Source organism: Pseudomonas fluorescens HK44, assembly GCF_000217955.3.
Lineage (GTDB): Bacteria > Pseudomonadota > Gammaproteobacteria > Pseudomonadales > Pseudomonadaceae > Aquipseudomonas > Aquipseudomonas fluorescens_AQ.
On record NZ_AFOY02000015.1, the window covers coordinates 677,517 to 694,837 of the forward strand.

Annotated in this window: 16 protein-coding genes and 2 pseudogenes; 12 read left to right on the forward strand and 6 right to left on the reverse strand. The window is 60.8% G+C overall.

Features of this window, described 5'->3' with window-relative positions; translation table 11 throughout:
- Nucleotides 1-129: 129 nt before the first annotated feature.
- The 5 genes from HK44_RS15820 (at nucleotide 130) to HK44_RS15840 (ending at nucleotide 5,782) form a co-directional block, all read left to right on the forward strand.
- Nucleotides 130-1,794 (forward strand): AMP-binding protein, encoded by a 1,665-nt coding sequence (locus tag HK44_RS15820; RefSeq protein WP_019690524.1) that lies wholly within the window; start codon nucleotides 130-132, stop codon nucleotides 1,792-1,794.
- A gap of 16 nt (nucleotides 1,795-1,810) precedes the next feature.
- Nucleotides 1,811-2,572, forward strand: a complete 762-nt coding sequence (locus HK44_RS15825; protein ID WP_019690523.1) for an SDR family NAD(P)-dependent oxidoreductase — start codon at nucleotides 1,811-1,813, stop codon at nucleotides 2,570-2,572.
- 12 nt (nucleotides 2,573-2,584) lie between these two features.
- The gene (locus HK44_RS15830) at nucleotides 2,585-3,778 is read left to right on the forward strand and encodes an acetyl-CoA C-acyltransferase (RefSeq protein WP_019690522.1); all 1,194 of its coding nucleotides are present in this window, start codon (nucleotides 2,585-2,587) and stop codon (nucleotides 3,776-3,778) included.
- Nucleotides 3,779-3,867: 89 nt separating this feature from the next.
- Entirely contained in the window at nucleotides 3,868-4,995 is a 1,128-nt protein-coding gene (locus tag HK44_RS15835) for an acyl-CoA dehydrogenase (protein WP_019690521.1), read from the forward strand.
- A 13-nt stretch (nucleotides 4,996-5,008) separates the two neighbouring features.
- On the forward strand, nucleotides 5,009-5,782 hold the full coding sequence (locus HK44_RS15840) for an enoyl-CoA hydratase (RefSeq protein ID WP_019690520.1): 774 nt from the start codon (nucleotides 5,009-5,011) through the stop codon (nucleotides 5,780-5,782).
- 96 nt (nucleotides 5,783-5,878) lie between these two features.
- Here HK44_RS15840 and HK44_RS15845 read toward each other — a convergent pair whose 3' ends face one another.
- Entirely contained in the window at nucleotides 5,879-7,030 is a 1,152-nt protein-coding gene (locus HK44_RS15845; protein WP_019690519.1) for an acyl-CoA dehydrogenase family protein, read from the reverse strand.
- 3 nt (nucleotides 7,031-7,033) lie between these two features.
- Entirely contained in the window at nucleotides 7,034-8,140 is a 1,107-nt protein-coding gene (locus HK44_RS15850) for an enoyl-CoA hydratase/isomerase family protein (protein WP_019690518.1), read from the reverse strand.
- 458 nt (nucleotides 8,141-8,598) lie between these two features.
- On the opposite strand from HK44_RS15850, the gene HK44_RS15855 reads away from it, so the two are divergent.
- The 7 genes from HK44_RS15855 to astA all read left to right on the forward strand — a co-directional run bounded on the left by HK44_RS15855 (nucleotide 8,599) and on the right by astA (nucleotide 14,423).
- A complete protein-coding gene (locus tag HK44_RS15855; RefSeq protein ID WP_019690517.1) occupies nucleotides 8,599-9,378 on the forward strand; it encodes a transporter substrate-binding domain-containing protein in 780 nt (259 codons plus the stop codon).
- 39 nt (nucleotides 9,379-9,417) lie between these two features.
- The gene (locus HK44_RS15860) at nucleotides 9,418-10,179 is read left to right on the forward strand and encodes an ABC transporter permease subunit (protein ID WP_052014756.1); all 762 of its coding nucleotides are present in this window, start codon (nucleotides 9,418-9,420) and stop codon (nucleotides 10,177-10,179) included.
- Nucleotides 10,176-10,886 carry an ABC transporter permease gene (locus tag HK44_RS15865; protein ID WP_019690515.1) on the forward strand — a complete coding sequence of 237 codons (711 nt, stop codon included), beginning with the start codon at nucleotides 10,176-10,178 and terminating at the stop codon, nucleotides 10,884-10,886. The genes HK44_RS15860 and HK44_RS15865 overlap by 4 nt, the downstream gene beginning before the upstream one ends.
- 76 nt (nucleotides 10,887-10,962) lie before the next feature.
- Nucleotides 10,963-11,724 (forward strand): ABC transporter ATP-binding protein, encoded by a 762-nt coding sequence (locus HK44_RS15870; protein ID WP_019690514.1) that lies wholly within the window; start codon nucleotides 10,963-10,965, stop codon nucleotides 11,722-11,724.
- Nucleotides 11,725-11,736: 12 nt separating this feature from the next.
- Nucleotides 11,737-12,213, forward strand: a complete 477-nt coding sequence (locus HK44_RS15875) for an Lrp/AsnC family transcriptional regulator (protein ID WP_019690513.1) — start codon at nucleotides 11,737-11,739, stop codon at nucleotides 12,211-12,213.
- Between the two features lie 240 nt (nucleotides 12,214-12,453).
- Complete coding sequence (gene ctlX, locus HK44_RS15880; protein ID WP_019690512.1) at nucleotides 12,454-13,389, forward strand: citrulline utilization hydrolase CtlX; 936 nt, start codon at nucleotides 12,454-12,456, stop codon at nucleotides 13,387-13,389.
- Nucleotides 13,389-14,423, forward strand: a complete 1,035-nt coding sequence (gene astA / locus HK44_RS15885) for an arginine N-succinyltransferase (RefSeq protein ID WP_019690511.1) — start codon at nucleotides 13,389-13,391, stop codon at nucleotides 14,421-14,423. Before ctlX ends, astA begins: the two co-directional genes overlap by 1 nt.
- 11 nt (nucleotides 14,424-14,434) lie before the next feature.
- Here the strand turns inward: astA and HK44_RS15890 are convergent, their stop codons facing one another.
- The 4 genes and pseudogenes from HK44_RS15890 to HK44_RS15905 form a co-directional block, all read right to left on the reverse strand.
- Nucleotides 14,435-15,142, reverse strand: coding sequence for an HPP family protein (locus tag HK44_RS15890; protein WP_019690510.1), 708 nt, complete (start codon nucleotides 15,140-15,142; stop codon nucleotides 14,435-14,437).
- Between the two features lie 133 nt (nucleotides 15,143-15,275).
- Nucleotides 15,276-15,464 (reverse strand): annotated as a pseudogene (locus HK44_RS15895) (hypothetical protein); the annotation flags it as partial.
- A pseudogene (locus tag HK44_RS15900) lies at nucleotides 15,441-15,590 on the reverse strand (argininosuccinate lyase); the annotation flags it as partial. The pseudogenes HK44_RS15895 and HK44_RS15900, both read right to left, overlap by 24 nt.
- A gap of 123 nt (nucleotides 15,591-15,713) precedes the next feature.
- Nucleotides 15,714-17,321, reverse strand: a complete 1,608-nt coding sequence (locus tag HK44_RS15905; RefSeq protein ID WP_019690508.1) for an ArnT family glycosyltransferase — start codon at nucleotides 17,319-17,321, stop codon at nucleotides 15,714-15,716.

Genomic DNA, 17,321 nt, shown 5'->3' on the forward strand with positions numbered 1-17,321 from the left:
CCTTGTCTTGGCCAAACCAGTCACGCAACTTGAAAGCTTTGACCATTGTCCCGCGTCGCCCTTGGGGCGAGTATTTCCTGGATTTTTACGGTTCCCCCAACCCAATAAAAATACAGAGGGATTCTGGCAATGCGCGATTACCTGTCTGCGACTTCACAGTTCAACTATCAGCACACCGTCGATGCTGCGCTCAGCGGCTCGTTGACCGCACTCAACGCCTGCGTTGAATGCTGCGACCGCCATGCGATACCCGGGCGCATTGCCTTGTTCTGGGAGGGCCGCGACGGTGCCAGCGCCACGTACACCTTCAGCGATCTGCAGGACAAAGCCGCGCGCTTTGCCAATTTCCTGCTGGCGCAAGGCGTGAAAAAGGGCGACAAGGTCGCCGGCCTGTTGCCACGCAACGTTGAATTGCTGATTGTGGTGTTCGCCACCTGGCGCATCGGCGCGGTCTACCAGCCGCTGTTTACCGCCTTCGGCCCGAAAGCCATCGAACACCGCCTCAACAGTTCCGGCGCCGCCGTGGTGGTGACCGACGCGGTCAATCGTCCAAAGCTCAATGACGTTGCCGACTGCCCGACCATCGTCACCGTCGGCGGCCCGAAAGGTCAGGGTATCGTCCGTGGCGACTTCAGTTTCTGGGCCGAACTGCCCAACTATTCCGCCCAATGCGAACCGCTGCTGCTGAGCGGCGAAGACCCGTTCCTGCTGATGTTCACCTCCGGCACCACCGGCCCGTCGAAAGCCCTGTCGGTGCCCCTCAAGGCGATCGTCGCGTTCCAGAGCTACACCCGTGACGCGGTGGATCTTCGCCCTGAAGATGCGTTCTGGAACGTCGCCGATCCGGGCTGGGCTTACGGTATCTATTTCGGTGTGACCGGACCATTGTCCATGGGCCATCCGATCACCTTTTACGATGGTCCGTTCACCCTCGAAAGCACCTGCCGGGTGATCAACAAATACGGCATCACCAACCTCACCGGTTCACCGACGGCGTACCGTTTGCTGATCGCCGGCGGCGATGAGTTCGCCCGTTCGATCAAAGGCAAATTGCGCATTGTCAGCAGCGCCGGTGAACCGTTGAACCCGGAAGTGATCCGCTGGTTCGCCGACAACCTTGGCGTGGTGATCCACGACCATTACGGCCAGACCGAACTCGGCATGGTGCTGTGCAACCACCATGGCCTTGAGCATCCGGTCCACGTCGGTGCGGCAGGGTTTGCCTCGCCCGGCCACCGGATCGTGGTGCTGGATGAGGCCTGTAACGAACTGTCGGTCGGTCAGCCGGGGATTCTCGCCATCGACCGCACGCAATCGCCGATGTGCTGGTTTGCCGGTTACGAAGGTGCGCCGACCAAGGCTTTCGTCGGCAACTATTACCTGAGTGGCGATACCGTTGAGCTGAACCCGGACGGCAGCATCAGCTTCGTCGGCCGCAGTGACGACGTGATCACCACCTCCGGCTACCGGGTCGGCCCGTTCGACGTGGAGAGTGCGTTGATCGAACACCCCGCCGTGGTTGAAGCAGCGGTGATCGGCAAACCGGATCCGGAGCGCACCGAACTGGTGAAAGCCTTCGTCGTCCTCAGCGCGCAATACCGTGCTTCACCCGAGCTTGTCGAGGAGTTGCGCCAGCATGTGCGCAAGCGATTGGCGGCGCACTCATACCCGCGTGAAATCGAATTTGTCAGCGAATTGCCGAAAACCCCAAGCGGTAAATTGCAGCGCTTTATCTTGCGCAACCAGGAAATCGCCAAGGCTCAAGAGGCCACGGCGAAGAACGTTTCAGCTTGAATCCAAGGAAACAATGATGCAGATCGAAAACAAGGTTTTTCTCGTCACCGGCGGTGCGTCGGGCCTGGGCGCGGCCACCGCTGAAATGCTGGTGGGTGCCGGTGCCAAAGTGATGTTGGTGGACTTGAATGCCGAAGCCGTCGCCGCTCAGGCAAAACGGCTCGGCGCACACTGCGTCGTGGCGGACATCAGCCAGGAAGCGGCGGCAGAGGCAGCGGTGCAGGCAGCGGTTGCAGCCTTTGGCGGCCTGCACGGGCTGGTCAACTGTGCCGGTGTGGTCCGTGGCGAGAAAATCCTCGGCAAGAATGGCCCGCACGCGCTGGCCAGCTTCAGCCAGGTGATCAACGTCAACCTGATCGGCAGCTTTAACATGCTGCGCCTGGCGGCTGCGGCGATTGCCGAAACCGAAGCCAATGAAGACGGCGAGCGCGGAGTGATCATCAACACTGCTTCGGTGGCGGCTTTCGACGGCCAGATCGGCCAGGCTGCTTACGCCGCCTCCAAAGGCGCGATTGCCAGCCTGACCTTGCCCGCTGCCCGTGAGCTGGCGCGCTTCGGCATCCGGGTGATGACCATTGCCCCAGGCATCTTCGAAACCCCGATGATGGCCGGCATGACCCAGGAAGTGCGCGACTCGCTGGCCGCTGGTGTGCCGTTCCCGCCACGCCTTGGCAAACCGGTTGAGTACGCCGCGCTGGTCAGGCATATCATAGAAAACAGCATGCTCAACGGCGAGGTGATCCGTCTCGACGGTGCCTTGCGTATGGCCGCCAAATAAGGAGTATTTGTCATGACTATGTCCCACGATCCGATCGTTATCGTCAGCGCCGTCCGCACCCCGATGGGCGGCTTTCAAGGTGATCTGAAAAGCCTCACCGCGCCACAACTGGGTGCTGCCGCGATCCGCGCCGCCGTCGAGCGTGCCGGTGTTGCCCCCGACGCGGTAGAAGAAGTGCTGTTCGGTTGCGTGCTGTCCGCCGGCCTCGGCCAGGCCCCGGCTCGTCAAGCAGCGCTGGGCGCGGGGTTGGACAAGTCGACCCGTTGCACCACCCTGAACAAAATGTGCGGTTCGGGCATGGAAGCTGCCATCCTGGCCCACGACATGCTGCTGGCCGGCAGTGCCGACGTGGTGGTCGCCGGCGGGATGGAAAGCATGTCCAACGCACCGTACTTGCTGGACCGCGCTCGAAGCGGCTACCGCATGGGCCATGGCAAAGTGCTTGACCACATGTTCCTCGACGGTCTGGAAGATGCCTACGACAAGGGCCGCCTGATGGGCACCTTCGCCGAGGACTGCGCTGAGGCGAACGGCTTCACGCGTGAAGCGCAAGATGAGTTCGCAATCGCTTCGACCACGCGCGCCCAACAGGCGATCAAGGACGGCAGCTTCAACGCCGAAATCGTTCCGCTGCAGGTCATGGTCGGCAAAGAGCAAAAGCTCATCACCGATGACGAACAACCGCCGAAAGCCAAACTGGACAAGATCGCCAGCCTGAAACCGGCGTTCCGTGACGGCGGCACCGTGACGGCGGCCAACTCCAGTTCGATTTCCGACGGCGCGGCGGCGTTGCTGCTGATGCGTCGTTCAGAAGCTGAAAAACGTGGCCTGAAACCGCTGGCGGTGATCCACGGTCACGCAGCCTTCGCTGATACGCCGGGGCTGTTCCCGGTGGCACCGGTGGGCGCGATCAAGAAGCTGCTGAAGAAAACCGGCTGGTCGCTGGATGAAGTCGAGCTGTTCGAAGTCAACGAAGCCTTTGCGGTGGTCAGCCTGGTGACCATGACCCAGCTGGAAATCCCCCACAGCAAGGTCAATGTCCATGGCGGCGCCTGTGCGCTGGGCCACCCGATCGGCGCCTCGGGTGCGCGGATTCTGGTGACCTTGCTTTCGGCATTGCGCCAGAAAGGCCTGAAACGCGGCGTCGCAGCGATTTGCATCGGCGGCGGTGAAGCCACGGCCATGGCCGTTGAATGCCTGTACTAAGGCCAACGCCAATCCCTGTGGGAGCGAGCTTGCTCCCACAGGTCCTGCGTTTTAACTGAGTACCAAGGTTTGATTTTTAAGGACTTGGCATGATTCCCAATGACGAACAACTACAGATCAGCGACGCGGCCCGACAATTTGCCCAGGAACGGCTCAAGCCGTTCGCCGCCGAGTGGGATCGCGAGCACCGCTTTCCCAGGGAAGCCATCGGCGAGATGGCCGAACTGGGCTTCTTCGGCATGTTGGTGCCGGAGCAGTGGGGCGGTTGCGACACCGGTTACCTGGCGTACGCCATGGCCCTGGAAGAAATCGCCGCCGGCGATGGTGCCTGCTCGACCATCATGAGCGTGCACAACTCGGTGGGTTGCGTACCGATCCTCAAGTTCGGCAACGACCAGCAGAAAGAACAGTTCCTCAAGCCTCTGGCCAGTGGCGCCATGCTCGGGGCGTTCGCGCTGACCGAGCCGCAGGCCGGTTCCGACGCCAGCAGCCTGAAAACCCGTGCCCGCCTCAATGGCGATCACTACGTGCTCAACGGCTGCAAACAGTTCATTACTTCCGGGCAAAACGCGGGGGTGGTGATCGTCTTCGCGGTCACTGACCCGAGCGCCGGCAAACGCGGGATCAGCGCCTTTATCGTGCCGACCAACTCACCGGGCTACAAGGTTGCACGGATCGAAGACAAGCTCGGCCAGCACGCCTCGGACACCTGCCAAATCCTCTTTGAGGACGTGAAGGTGCCGGTGGCCAATCGTCTGGGCGAGGAGGGCGAAGGCTACAAAATTGCCTTGGCCAACCTTGAAGGCGGACGTGTCGGGATTGCTTCGCAGTCGGTCGGCATGGCCCGCGCCGCGTTCGAAGCCGCCCGCGATTACGCCCGTGAGCGCGAGAGTTTCGGCAAGGCGATCATCGAACATCAGGCAGTCGCCTTCCGTTTGGCCGACATGGCCACGCAAATCGCCGTCGCCCGGCAGATGGTGCATTACGCCGCGGCCCTGCGTGACAGCGGCAAACCGGCGCTGGTGGAAGCCTCGATGGCCAAGCTGTTTGCCTCGGAAATGGCCGAGAAGGTCTGCTCGATGGCGTTGCAAACTCTCGGCGGTTACGGTTATCTGAACGACTTCCCGCTGGAGCGGATCTACCGCGACGTGCGGGTTTGTCAGATCTACGAAGGCACCAGCGATATTCAGCGCATGGTCATTTCGCGCAATCTTTGAGAAGGAACGTTGCATGAGCTACGACACGATTTTGTTGGAAGTCCGGGGTCGCGTGGGTCTGATCACCCTCAACCGCCCGCAAGCCCTGAATGCCTTGAACGCGCAGATCGTCAGCGAGCTGAACCACGCGCTGGACGGTCTGGAAGCCAATCCGGAAATTGGCTGCATCGTGCTGACCGGCTCGAAAAAAGCCTTTGCCGCCGGTGCCGACATCAAGGAAATGGCCGAGCTGACCTACCCGCAGATCTACCTTGACGACCTGTTCAGCGACAGTGACCGGGTGGCCAACCGACGCAAGCCGATCATTGCGGCGGTCGCCGGTTTTGCGTTGGGCGGTGGCTGTGAGCTGGCGCTGATGTGCGATTTCATTCTGGCCGGCGACAACGCCAAATTCGGTCAGCCGGAAATCAACCTCGGCGTGCTGCCGGGCATGGGCGGCACCCAGCGCCTGACCCGCGCCGTGGGCAAGGCCAAAGCCATGGAAATGTGCCTCAGCGGCCGTCTGATCGACGCGGTGGAAGCGGAACGCTGCGGTATCGTTGCGCGCATTGTGCCGGTAGATGAGCTGCTGGATGAAGCGTTGAAGGTCGCAACGCTGATCGCCAAGAAGTCCTTGCCGATTGCAATGATGGTCAAGGAAAGCGTCAACCGCGCCTTTGAAGTCAGCCTGTCCGAAGGCGTGCGCTTTGAGCGCCGGGTGTTCCATGCGGCGTTTGCTACGCAGGATCAGAAAGAAGGCATGGCGGCGTTTATTGCCAAGCGTGAGGCGCAGTTCCAAGGTAAGTAATGCAGCGTCCTCACTGACGTCATCGCGGGCAAGCCTTGCTCCTACTGATTCAGGTGATCTGTAGGAGCAAGGCTTGCCCGCGATGCTTTTAGGGCCTCACAGCAAATAGTTCTTGAGTTCCCGCGCAATCACCATCCGCTGAATCTCGCTCGAGCCTTCGTAAATCTGCGTGATCCGCGCATCGCGGTAGTAGCGCTCCACCGGATAATCCTCCAGATAGCCGTAGCCGCCGTGGATCTGTATCGCAGACGAGCAGACCTTCTCAGCCATCTCCGAGGCAAACAGCTTGGCCTGTGAGGCTTCCGACAGGCATGGCTTGCCGGCGCTGCGCAACCGGGCGGCATGCAGGATCAGCAGGCGTGCGGCGTTCAGCCGGGTGTGCATGTCGGCGAGCATATTGGCGACGCTTTGGTGCTCGATGATCGGCTTGTCGAACTGCACCCGGTCACGGGCGTAGGCCAGCGCCGCTTCGAAAGCTGCGCGCGCAATACCCAGCGCCTGCGCGGCGATGCCGATGCGACCGCCTTCAAGGTTGGACAAGGCAATCGCCAAACCCTTGCCGCGCTCACCCAGCAGATTGGCTTCGGGGATCGTGCAGTTGTTCAGCGTCACCGCGCAGGTGTCGGAAGCGCGGATACCCATCTTGTGTTCGCTGCGGTCGACGATAAAACCCGGCGTGTCGGTTGGCACCAGGAACGCCGACAGACCTTTCTTGCCCAGGTCCGGATCGGTCACCGCAAACACAATCGCCAGTTTTGCCCGTCGACCATTGCTGACGAACTGCTTGGCGCCATTGATCACCCACCGGCCGTCGCGCAGTTCGGCGCGGGTGCGCAGGTTGTGCGCCTCGGAACCGGCTTGCGGCTCGGTCAGGCAGAAGCAGCCGATGGCCCGCCCGCTGGCCAGATCCGCCAGCCAGGTCTGTTTCTGTTCTTCAGTGCCATAGTTGAGAACCGGCCCGCAGCCCACCGAGTTGTGGATGCTCATCAGGGCGCCGGTGGCGCCGTCGCCGGCAGAAATCTCTTCCACCGCCAGTGCGTAGGCCACGTAGTCGACATAAGTGCCGCCCCATTCCTCGGGAACCACCATGCCGAGCAAACCCAGCTCGCCCATCTTGGCCACCAGCGCATCATCGATCCAGCCGGCTTTTTCCCAGGCCTGGGCGTGCGGGGCGATTTCGCCGCGGGCAAAATCCCGGGCCATGTCGCGGATCATCACTTGTTCTTCGGTCAATTCGATATCGTGCATGGCTCAGCTCCCGCTCTGGTCAAAACCGCTGAAGAAGCTCGCAACGTGTTTGGCGTCCAGCGCCTGCACGGTCGGAGGGTTCCAGCGTGGGCTCTTGTCTTTGTCGATCAGCAAGGCGCGGACGCCTTCGATCAGGTCGCCGCGTTCAAACCACTGGCGATCGAGGTGCAATTCGAGGGCGAAGCAATTTTCCAGGCTCAGCTGACGGCCGCGACGCAGCATCTCTAACGTTACACCCATGGCCAGCGGTGAACGACTGTCGAGTAAATCGGCAGTGGTGATTGCCCAGTCGTGGCTGTCGGCAACCTTAACGCTGCGCAGTTGCTCGACAATGCTCGGCACGTCCGGCAGGGCGAAGAAGTGGTCGATGGCTGGCCGCAGTGTTTGCAACGGTGCGTCGGGCAGCTGCTGTACCGCAAGTTTTGCCAGCAGGCCTTGCAGGTCCTTGAGCGGAGTGTCGTGCCACGTGAGGCCGTCGAGGCGTTGATCCAGCTCAGCGAGTTTCTGGCTATCCAGGTACCAGTCGGCCAACCCGCAATACAGCGCATCGGCGGCGCGAATCTGCACGCCACTGACGCCAAGGTAGATGCCCAGTTCGCCGGGAATCCGTGGCAGGAAGTAGCTGCCGCCAACGTCCGGGAAGTAACCGATCGCCACTTCCGGCATTGCCAGGCGGCTGCGTTCGGTGACCACCCGCAGGTCTGCGCCTTGCACCAGGCCCATGCCGCCGCCGAGGACGAAACCGTCCATCAATGCCAGTACCGGTTTGCGGTAATGGTGGATCGCCAAGTCGAGGGCGTATTCCTCGACGAAGAAGTCTTCATGCAGGGTGTCGCCGCTTTTGAAACTGTCGTACAGCGAACGGATATCGCCACCGGCGCAGAAGGCTTTCTCGCCAGCCCCGCGCAACACCACGGCATGGATGTGCGGGTCTTTCGACCAGGCATCGAGTTGTCGGTGCAGGTTGCGGACCATGTCCAGGGTAATGGCGTTGAGGCCGGCGGGGCGATTGAGGGTCAGGTGGCCAATGTGGTTGCGGACTTCGGCCAGCACGTCGTTTTCGCTGGCATCAATGCCGTGTGTCGCCTGGGATGAAACCTGAGCAGTCATCACTAACTCCCTGCTTTTATTGTTCTTTATAGAAGTGTTCGCGCGCGAACGATGCCGGATCGTAACAGTGCAAATTTGCGATGTACAACCGTGATAGATGCAGGTCAGGTCTGCATTTTTGTAATGCCTGCACGCTGATTCACCGCATAAACGCCCTAATAGGGCATTCACGACAGAATCGGCTGTGTAAATGCCGACATCAGCACAAGCGAGCTGTCTGCGACGGTCCTTTCGACACCTCGGCACAATCGTCTGTTGGCATTCTGGCCTTCCATTCGAAGCCGTCTGCGCCAAGGGTTTCAGGGTGGGGTGTGGCCGGCCTTTGGCGGTGCACCGAACACAAACAATAAGAACGCTGCTGCGGCAGACGCCGCATCGACTCTCTGTTCCTGCCCATAAAGGCGCCCAGGCATTCGTGCCCGGTCGCGATAACTCCAATCAAATCGGGACTTATGAAGATGAAAACCCAATGGCTGACGTTGCCTGTACTCGCGATGCTGTTCTGCTCGGCCGGCGCTAGCGCCAAAGAGTGGACCGAACTGCGCTTTGGCACCAACCCAAGCTACCCGCCGTTTGAGTCGACCACCGCCGACGGTGGCGTGCAAGGCTTTGGCGTAGATCTGGGCAACGCGATCTGCGCCGAACTGAAGCTCAAGTGTGTGTGGGTCAGCAATGACTTCGACGGGCTGATTCCTGCGCTCAAGGCCGGCAAGTTCGACGCCATCGAGTCGTCGATGACTGTCACCGACGCCCGCAGGAAACAGATCGATTTTACCGACCGTCTGTATGCCGGCCCGACGGCCATCGTCACCCGCAAGGATTCGGGGCTTGAGCCCACCGCCGAGTCGCTCAAGGGCAAGACCATTGGTTTTATGCAAGGCACCATTCAGGAAACCTATGCCAGGGCCAAACTGGCGCCGGGCGGGGTGAAACTGCGCGCCTATCAGAACCAGGATCAGGTCTACGCCGATCTGGTTTACGGCCGCCTCGACGCCTCGATTCAGGACAAACTGCAAGCGCAGATGAGCTTCCTTACATCGCCACAAGGCGCCCCATTCAAGAACAGCGAAGGCATCAGTGATCCGCTGGTGCCCGCGGACATCGCCATCGGTGTGCGCAAGGACAACGACGAGCTCAAAGGCATGCTCAATACCGCCATCAAGGCCCTGCACGAGAAGGGCATCTACGCGCAGATCCAGAAGAAATACTTCGGCGATCTGGACCTCTACAACAACTGATCAGCGCACCTGAGGCATTGGGCCGTGTTTCACGTCCCAATGCCTTGCTGTGGTGCATCAAGACAGGTGATTTGCGTGAATACCTTCCTCAATGCTCTGGGTCTGGATCTCTCGGCCCTGCAAGGCTATGGCCCACTGCTGCTGCACGGCACCTGGGTGACCCTGAAACTCTCGGCGCTGTCGCTGCTGGTCAGCATGCTGCTGGGGCTGCTCGGCGCGGCGGCCAAGCTCTCGCCGCTGCGGCTGCTGAACCTGCCGGCAACCTTTTACACCACGCTGATTCGCGGTGTACCGGACCTGGTGTTGATGCTGCTGATCTTCTACAGCCTGCAAGGCTGGTTGAGCAGCCTGACGCAAGCACTGGGTTGGGCCTACATGGAAATCGATCCGTTCGTGGCCGGGGTCATTACCCTGGGCTTTATCTACGGCGCGTATTTCACCGAGACCTTTCGTGGCGCGATCCTCAGTGTCCCTCGGGGGCAACAGGAGGCCGGTGCCTCGTTTGGCCTGAGCCGTTGGCAGCGTTTTTACTGCGTGGTGTTCCCGCAGATGATGCGCTTTGCCTTGCCAAGCCTGGGCAACAACTGGCTGGTGCTGCTCAAGGCTACGGCGCTGGTGTCGATCATCGGCTTGTCGGACCTGGTCAAGGTCGCGCAGGAGGCCGGCAAAAGCACTTTCAACATGCTGGATTTTCTATTGCTGGCGGCAGCGCTGTACCTGCTGATCACCAGCGCCTCGAACTATGTTTTGCGCGTGCTTGAACGGCGCTACAACCAGGGCGTGCGGGGGATGACGCGATGATCGAATTGATCTGCGAATACTGGAAACCTTTCCTGTTCAGCGATGGCTATAACTTCACCGGTTTGGCCATGACCTTATGGCTGCTGGTGGTGAGCATCGTGCTCGGGTTCTGCCTGTCGCTGCCCCTGGCGATCATGCGCACTTCGCGTTGGGGCCTGCTGCGCTGGCCGGTGCAACTGTTCACTTATGTGTTTCGTGGTACGCCGCTGTATATCCAGCTGTTGATTTGCTACAGCGGGATCTACGGCATTGCGGTGGTCCGTTCGCAGCCGCTGCTCGAAGCGTTCTTTCGCGATGCGATGAATTGCACCTTGCTGGCGTTCACCCTCAACACCTGCGCCTACACTGTCGAGATCTTCGCCGGGGCGATTCGCAGCATTCCCTACGGTGAAATCGAGGCGGCCCATGCCTATGGCCTCAGTGGCTGGCGTTTGTATGTGAAGTTGATTCTGCCCTCGGCGTTGCGTCGGGCGCTGCCTTACTACAGCAACGAAGTGATCCTGATGCTGCACGCCACGTCGGTGGCCTTCACCGCGACCATTCCGGACATTCTCAAGGTCGCCCGGGACGCCAATGCCGCGACCTTCATGACCTTCCAGGCCTTCGGTATCGCCGGCCTGCTGTACCTCGCGCTGTCATTTGGCCTGGTGGGTGCATTCCGCCTGGCCGAGCGGCGCTGGTTGAGTTTCCTCGGGCCGGCTCACTGAGATCTGGAGCCGGCTTTTTTCCTCCCTCTTTCTGTCCAGAACGCTGTCGCCAACGGCAGCGCTCCAGGAGTGTTGCATGTACAAACTGACCGTTGAAAATCTGTATAAACGCTTTGGTGACAACGAAGTGCTCAAGGGCGTCTCGTTGAATGCCCGCGCCGGTGATGTCGTGAGCATGATTGGCGCCAGTGGCTCCGGTAAAAGCACTATGCTGCGGTGTATCAACTTCCTTGAACGGGCGGATGAAGGTGCCATCGAGCTGGACGGCGAGCGGATTGTCACCCGCCAGGCGGCCGGTGGCATGCGGGTTGCCAACCCGGCACAGTTGCAACGCTTGCGCACGCGGCTGGCGATGGTGTTTCAGCACTTCAACCTGTGGAGTCATCTGACGGTGTTGGAGAACATCATGCTGGCGCCGTGCAAAGTCCTGGGTGTCAGCCGCAAGGACGCTGAAGTCAGCGCCCGGGCCTACCTGGATAAGGTCGGCCTGCCGCAACGCGTGGCCGAGCAGTACCCGGCATTCCTGTCCGGCGGCCAGCAACAACGGGTGGCGATTGCCCGGGCGTTGGCGGTGGAACCGCAGATTCTGTTGTTCGACGAGCCGACCTCGGCCCTCGACCCGGAGCTGGTGGGTGAAGTATTGAAGGTGATTCAGGCGTTGGCTGAAGAAGGCCGGACCATGTTGATGGTGACCCACGAAATGGGCTTTGCCCGGCAGGTGTCCAGCCAGGTGCTGTTCCTGCATCAAGGCCGGGTCGAGGAGCAGGGCGATGCGACAATTCTCGACCAGCCCAAAAGCGAGCGTTTACAGCAATTTTTATCGGGCCGTTTGAAGTGAGGCAAGGCGTACATGGCGGACATCCGCGATATGTCGATCGTGCTTGATCGTATCGATCAGGCAATCATTGAGGTGCTGCGCCACGAAGGGCGCATCACCTATCAGAAGCTTTCCGAGCGCGTGCACCTGACACCAAGGCCTTGCCTTGAGCGGGTGCGCAAGCTTGAACAGCTCGGCGTCATTCGTGGCTACGGGGCGATTCTCGACGAGAAAAAACTGACCCCCGGTCTGTCGCTGCTGGTGCTGGTGGCGCTGTCGAACCAGAGCGGGCGCGCCGCGCAGAAAGCCTTTGAATCCAAGGTCCGTGCCTGCCCGCAGGTGCTGGAGTGCCAATTGATCAGCGGCGCCTTCGACTACAGCCTGCGGATGCGCTGTCGCGACATGGAGCACTACCGGGTACTGACCGAAGTCTGGTTCGACGACCCGGACCTGCACATCGACAAACTGGTCAGCCACCCCGAGCTGGCAATGGTCAAAACCTCCACCTAGAACGGCTAAGCACCGCCGTTCCAAATTCCGCTGATTCCGTAGCAGCTGGCGCAGCCGAACGCAGGCTGCGCCAGCTACTACGGAATCAGCGATTTCAGACGATTTATCACGCTCACCAAATCGGCTGCAAGCCACCCCGTTTTCAGCCATTTCCAGCACCAACTCCCTCCTTATCAGCCGGGTTTTTCCGACGCCGAATCAGACAATGAGCACCTCTCAACCCTCATTGATTCTGTGCCCATGCAAACCACCAATACCGTTTTGATGATTCGCCCGACACGTTTCTCCTTCAACCAGGACACGGCCGCCAACAACCGTTTCCAGCGTCCGGCGGCTGCGGCTGAAGACGTGCAACTCAAGGCCCTGCAAGAGTTCGACGGCTATGTCGCAGCCCTGCGTGAGCACGGGGTTGAAGTCATGGTGCACAACGACAGCGAGGCGCCGCACACCCCGGACTCGATCTTTCCGAACAATTGGTGGAGCAGCCATCCCGACGGCACACTCGTGCTGTACCCGATGCAAGGCCACAACCGCCGTCTGGAGCGCGACAAAGGCGTACTCGACTGTCTGCGCGATGCTTACCGTGTCGAGCAATTGCTCGACCTTTCCGGCCTTGAGCAGCAGGAAGTGTTCCTTGAGGGCACCGGCAGCATGGTCCTCGATCGCGAACAGCGGATCTGCTACGCCGGCTACTCGACCCGTACCCATGCCAAGGCGTTGGATCAGGTGGTTGAGCACCTCGGCTATGAGTTGTGCGCGTTCAACGCGGTGGACCGTCACGGAGTGCCGATCTATCACACCAACGTGATGATGAGCGTCGGCACGCAATTGGCGGTGGTCTGCCTGGAATCGGTCAGCGACCTGGACGAACGCAATGCACTGCGCTCGCGCCTTGAACGTAGCGGCAAGCAAGTCTTGACCCTGAGCTTCGATCAGTTGGAGTCGTTCGCCGGCAACATGCTTGAAGTGCACAACGCCGCTGGCGAGCCGTTGCTGGTGATGTCGCGCACGGCCTGGCGGTCGCTGCATGCCGACCAGCGCCGGATGGTCGAAGCGTATGCCAAACCTCTACCCGTGAACATCGACACCATCGAGCGGATTGGCGGCGGCAGTGCGCGCTGCATGCTCGCGGAAGTCTATCTGCCTAAACGCGTGAGCCCACAGGAGCACCATTGATGATCGTCCGTCCTGCAACAATGAATGACCTGCCGGCGTTGCTGGCACTCGCCCACAGCGCCGGCGCCGGTTTGACCACCTTACCGGCCGATGCCGGGCGTTTGCGCCAGCGCCTGGAATGGGCTGAAAAAACCTTCGCCGGTGAAGCCGAACGTGGCGATGCCGATTACCTGTTTGTGCTGGAGGCCGACAACGGCGAAGCCGTCGGTATCTGCGCCCTGGCCGGAGCGGTCGGGCTGCGCGAGCCTTGGTACAACTACCGGATGGGGCTGTTCGTCGCCGCTTCGAAAAATCTCGGGATCAATCAGCAATTGCCCACGCTGTTTCTCGGTAATGACATGACCGGGCAATCGGAGTTGTGTTCGTTGTTCCTGCACGCCGGTCATCGCAGCGGCCTGAATGGTCGTTTGCTGTCCAAGGCGCGGTTTCTGTTTCTCGCCGAATTTCGCCAGTACTTTGGCGACAAGGTGATCGCCGAAATGCGTGGTTACTCGGACGAAGACGGCGTCTCGCCGTTCTGGGAAGGGCTGGGCCGGCACTTCTTCAAGATGGATTTTGCCGACGCCGACTACCTCACCGGGCTGGGCAACAAGACCTTCATTGCCGAGCTGATGCCCAAGTTCCCGCTGCCGACCTGCCTGCTGCCCGAGGCTGCGCGGGCGACGATCGGCCGGGTTCATCCCAACACCGAGCCGGCGCTGGGGATGCTCAAGGCTGAAGGGTTCGAGCACAAGGACTACATCGACATCTTTGACGGCGGCCCGCTGATCGAATGCGCCACCGGCGACATTCGCGCGGTGCGTGACAGCCAGGTATTGCAGCTGAGCATCGGCACGCCGGGAGAGCAGGCGGCGGTCTATCTGATTCACAACCGCCAGTTCGCCGATTGCCGGATCACCGCCGCGCCAGCACGGGTCGCTGCCGGAACCTTGATTGTCGATGCCCACACCGCCAAGGCACTGGGGTTGACTGCCGGTGCTTCGGTGCGGGCCGTCAGCCTGGCCGTGCCGGCGCGACAGCAGTCGGCGGCCTAGTGGTTTAGTGGCTAAGGCCGAGTGCCGAACGCTTCGCCGATGCTGCGGCGTTTGGCGTGCAGCTCGCTGGCGTGGATCAACTGCTCAAGGTCCTCGGGCGTGACGTCGAAGAACTCCTGCATGTCGGCCAGGGCCAGCTTGAGGTCTTCGGCGGTAATTGCCAGCGCGTCTGCGGGCGGATGATCGGCGGGCACCACTGCGACCGGTTCGCTGTGGCCCTTGGGGTAACGGATCCGCGTCAGGTTGTTATAGACCAGGGCGCTGAGCAGCATGCACGTCGCGGCGAGCATCACCGGCCCGAGTTCGCGCCAGTCCATCGCGATGGTCGCCGGGTCCGCCACTACCAGCAGCAATGCCAACGCACCCGCCGGCGGGTGCAGGCAACGCAGCCAGCACATCAGAATCAGCGCCATGCCGGCTGCCAGACAGGCGCTGCCCAGCGTACGCCCAAGCACATGGGCCACCAGCAGCGACACCACCGCTGCACACAAATAGCCGCCGAGAATCGACCACGGCTGCGCCAGCGCGCCGGAAGACACGGCGAACAGCAACACCGCCGAAGCGCCCAACGGCCCGATCAAGTGCAAGGCCACGTCCATGCCAAACACCTGGCCACAAAGCCAGACACTCAGCAGTGTGCCCAGCGACATGCCGATGGCGGCACGGCTCCATTCAGAGGGTCGGGTGTTGACGGCAGCGGGTATCCAGCGAGCGAGCATAACGAAAACGATCCAGTGGCAAAGAACGGGCAAAAAGAAGGGCTTGTCTGGATCACCAGAAAGCCCTTTAAGTGTTCCAACATTTGGGGGAGGAACCGGCACAGTGTGCCGATCTATCTCACTCCTGACAAATTCATATTAATGAGCTTTCAGTGCATTTATTTTGAAGTTTGGCGACGCGCCGACCACTAAGGAAACACAACAATCCGCCCATGGCGGTGAGTGCGCTGAGGGCATAAAACATCGTCGCCGGTGCCATATGGGTCAGCAAAAAGCCGCAAATCACCGGGCTCGCCGCACCGCCCAGCGCCCCAAGGCGTTCGGTCAGCAGGCGCTCGATGAAGGTGTGGACGTCTTCGTCATCGAGGGTCGGGCTGACTTTGCCTGCGCGGAAGTCTTCGCCGATGCGCTCCAGCGCATCGAGCATGGTTTGGGTTGCCTGTGCATCGTGCCGGTCTATCGCAGTCCTTTGGTCAAGGTGTTAAGGGTGGATATGAAGGCGAGCGTCTGAGATTGGGTGTGAAAGTCTGCCTGAGCTGCTACGAGAGTTTGAACGGATTATTTATGCCGTTCAGGGCTGCACGGGTACCAGATGCAGCAGTACGTAATCGTTCTTGTCGAAGTTCCCGCTCAGCACTGGCTGCAATGTCGCCAGCCGAGAGCCTTTCAGGGCTTCGTAGTCACTTTTGTCCATCACCAGCCAGGCAGGGCCTGTCAGGTTCTCCAGCTCTTGCACTGAAGACGTGAACACCGGGAGCAGGTCTTGCTCGACGTTGACCATGAATTTGATGGCCTTGGCGTCTTTACCCATGGCATGCAGCACCACGGGAGCCGGGTCTTTCTGAATCAGCTCGACGGCTGCGCGGCTGAACGTGCGGGTGTCGTAGAGCGTACGCTCCACCGGTTCAAACACCAGGATGTAGGTCGACCACAGCGCCAGTACTGCAGAGAACGCCAGGCCCACTGCACGCAGACGCGGTTTGAACAACAGCCCCAGTGCGATCACCTGCAACACGCCGAGAGCCACCATCGTCGCCGTCCCAGAGGCGAGAGCCTCCGGAAAACGTCGCTTGGCGACCAGCAATCCGACAATCAGCAGACCCGGAATCAGCAGCCACAAGCCCTGCATCAGGCCACGTAGCCACAGGAACACCCGGCCCTGCGCGCCCTGAAACGGGTACGCCGCAACGATCGCCGCCATTGGCAACATCGGCAGCATGTAACGGGCTTTTTTCGCCATTGGAATCGACAGGCCGATCATCACGATCAGCCCGGCAGCGGTGCACAAGGTCAGCAGACGCAACGCCGGTCCGCGATCCTTGCGGCCGACCAGCAACACAGCGGCCAGCACCACTACCGCCAACGGATACGCCAGCGCATAGTTGCCCAGCGAGCTGCTGAAGTAATACAGCACACCGCTCGCACCTTCACGGCCATCCATGCGCCCCATGAACTGCATGCGGATCACGTCTTGCACGAAGGTCGGGCCACCACTGACGTTCGCCAGCCACAGCAACAAACCAATACCGGCGGCCAGCAGCACCGCGGCCAGCAAGCCGACCGTGATCATCCGCCGCCATTGGCCGTTGAGCAGGTAATAAGTGCACAAAACGCCGGTAGGCACCACCAGACCGATCGGCCCGCGAATGGCGAAACCGAGCACAAGCAATGCGAGTATCAGCGGCAGCCGTCGCGGTGCCTGAAAGTGGTCGGCGGCATAGCCCAGGTAGAACACGGAGAAGGTCACGGCCGCGACCATCTGGTCGAGGGACACGGCGCGGGTTTCGGTGATGAAGGTGTTGCTCAGCATCATCAAGGCAATGCTGATCAGTGCCCAGGTTCTGGAGTAGGGCGCTACCAAGCGGTACATCAGCGTGACAACAGTCGCCGAGGCAATGGCGCTGGGTAACCAGGCCGTCAACGCGTTTACCTGGCCAAAGGGCAGCGAAAGCAGCCAGGTAAAAAACGTCGAGGTGGCCCAGTAATCAGCATAAGGCTGGCCATAGGTGGTCGGGAAGAACCCCGGCCCATGGCGCAGCATTTCCTGGGCAAACAGTACGAACCGCGAGTCGAATCCGATCGCCGATTGCTGGTAGACCCCGGCGCAGAACAGCAGCAGCGCCAGTAGCCCCAGACCTAACGATTGTTGACGGATCCCTGTCGATGGATATGCGTGCAC

Excerpts from the sequence above, each read along its gene's own strand:
- HK44_RS15820 (WP_019690524.1), top strand. The coding sequence starts at position 130 with ATGCGCGATTACCTGTCTGCGACTTCACAGTTCAACTATCAGCACACC.
- HK44_RS15825 (WP_019690523.1), top strand. The coding sequence starts at position 1,811 with ATGCAGATCGAAAACAAGGTTTTTCTCGTCACCGGCGGTGCGTCGGGC.
- HK44_RS15830 (WP_019690522.1), top strand. The coding sequence starts at position 2,585 with ATGACTATGTCCCACGATCCGATCGTTATCGTCAGCGCCGTCCGCACC.
- HK44_RS15835 (WP_019690521.1), top strand. The coding sequence starts at position 3,868 with ATGATTCCCAATGACGAACAACTACAGATCAGCGACGCGGCCCGACAA.
- HK44_RS15840 (WP_019690520.1), top strand. The coding sequence starts at position 5,009 with ATGAGCTACGACACGATTTTGTTGGAAGTCCGGGGTCGCGTGGGTCTG.
- HK44_RS15845 (WP_019690519.1), bottom strand. The coding sequence starts at position 7,030 with ATGCACGATATCGAATTGACCGAAGAACAAGTGATGATCCGCGACATG.
- HK44_RS15850 (WP_019690518.1), bottom strand. The coding sequence starts at position 8,140 with ATGACTGCTCAGGTTTCATCCCAGGCGACACACGGCATTGATGCCAGC.
- HK44_RS15855 (WP_019690517.1), top strand. The coding sequence starts at position 8,599 with ATGAAAACCCAATGGCTGACGTTGCCTGTACTCGCGATGCTGTTCTGC.
- HK44_RS15860 (WP_052014756.1), top strand. The coding sequence starts at position 9,418 with ATGCCTTGCTGTGGTGCATCAAGACAGGTGATTTGCGTGAATACCTTC.
- HK44_RS15865 (WP_019690515.1), top strand. The coding sequence starts at position 10,176 with ATGATCGAATTGATCTGCGAATACTGGAAACCTTTCCTGTTCAGCGAT.
- HK44_RS15870 (WP_019690514.1), top strand. The coding sequence starts at position 10,963 with ATGTACAAACTGACCGTTGAAAATCTGTATAAACGCTTTGGTGACAAC.
- HK44_RS15875 (WP_019690513.1), top strand. The coding sequence starts at position 11,737 with ATGGCGGACATCCGCGATATGTCGATCGTGCTTGATCGTATCGATCAG.
- ctlX (WP_019690512.1), top strand. The coding sequence starts at position 12,454 with ATGCAAACCACCAATACCGTTTTGATGATTCGCCCGACACGTTTCTCC.
- astA (WP_019690511.1), top strand. The coding sequence starts at position 13,389 with ATGATCGTCCGTCCTGCAACAATGAATGACCTGCCGGCGTTGCTGGCA.
- HK44_RS15890 (WP_019690510.1), bottom strand. The coding sequence starts at position 15,142 with ATGCTCGCTCGCTGGATACCCGCTGCCGTCAACACCCGACCCTCTGAA.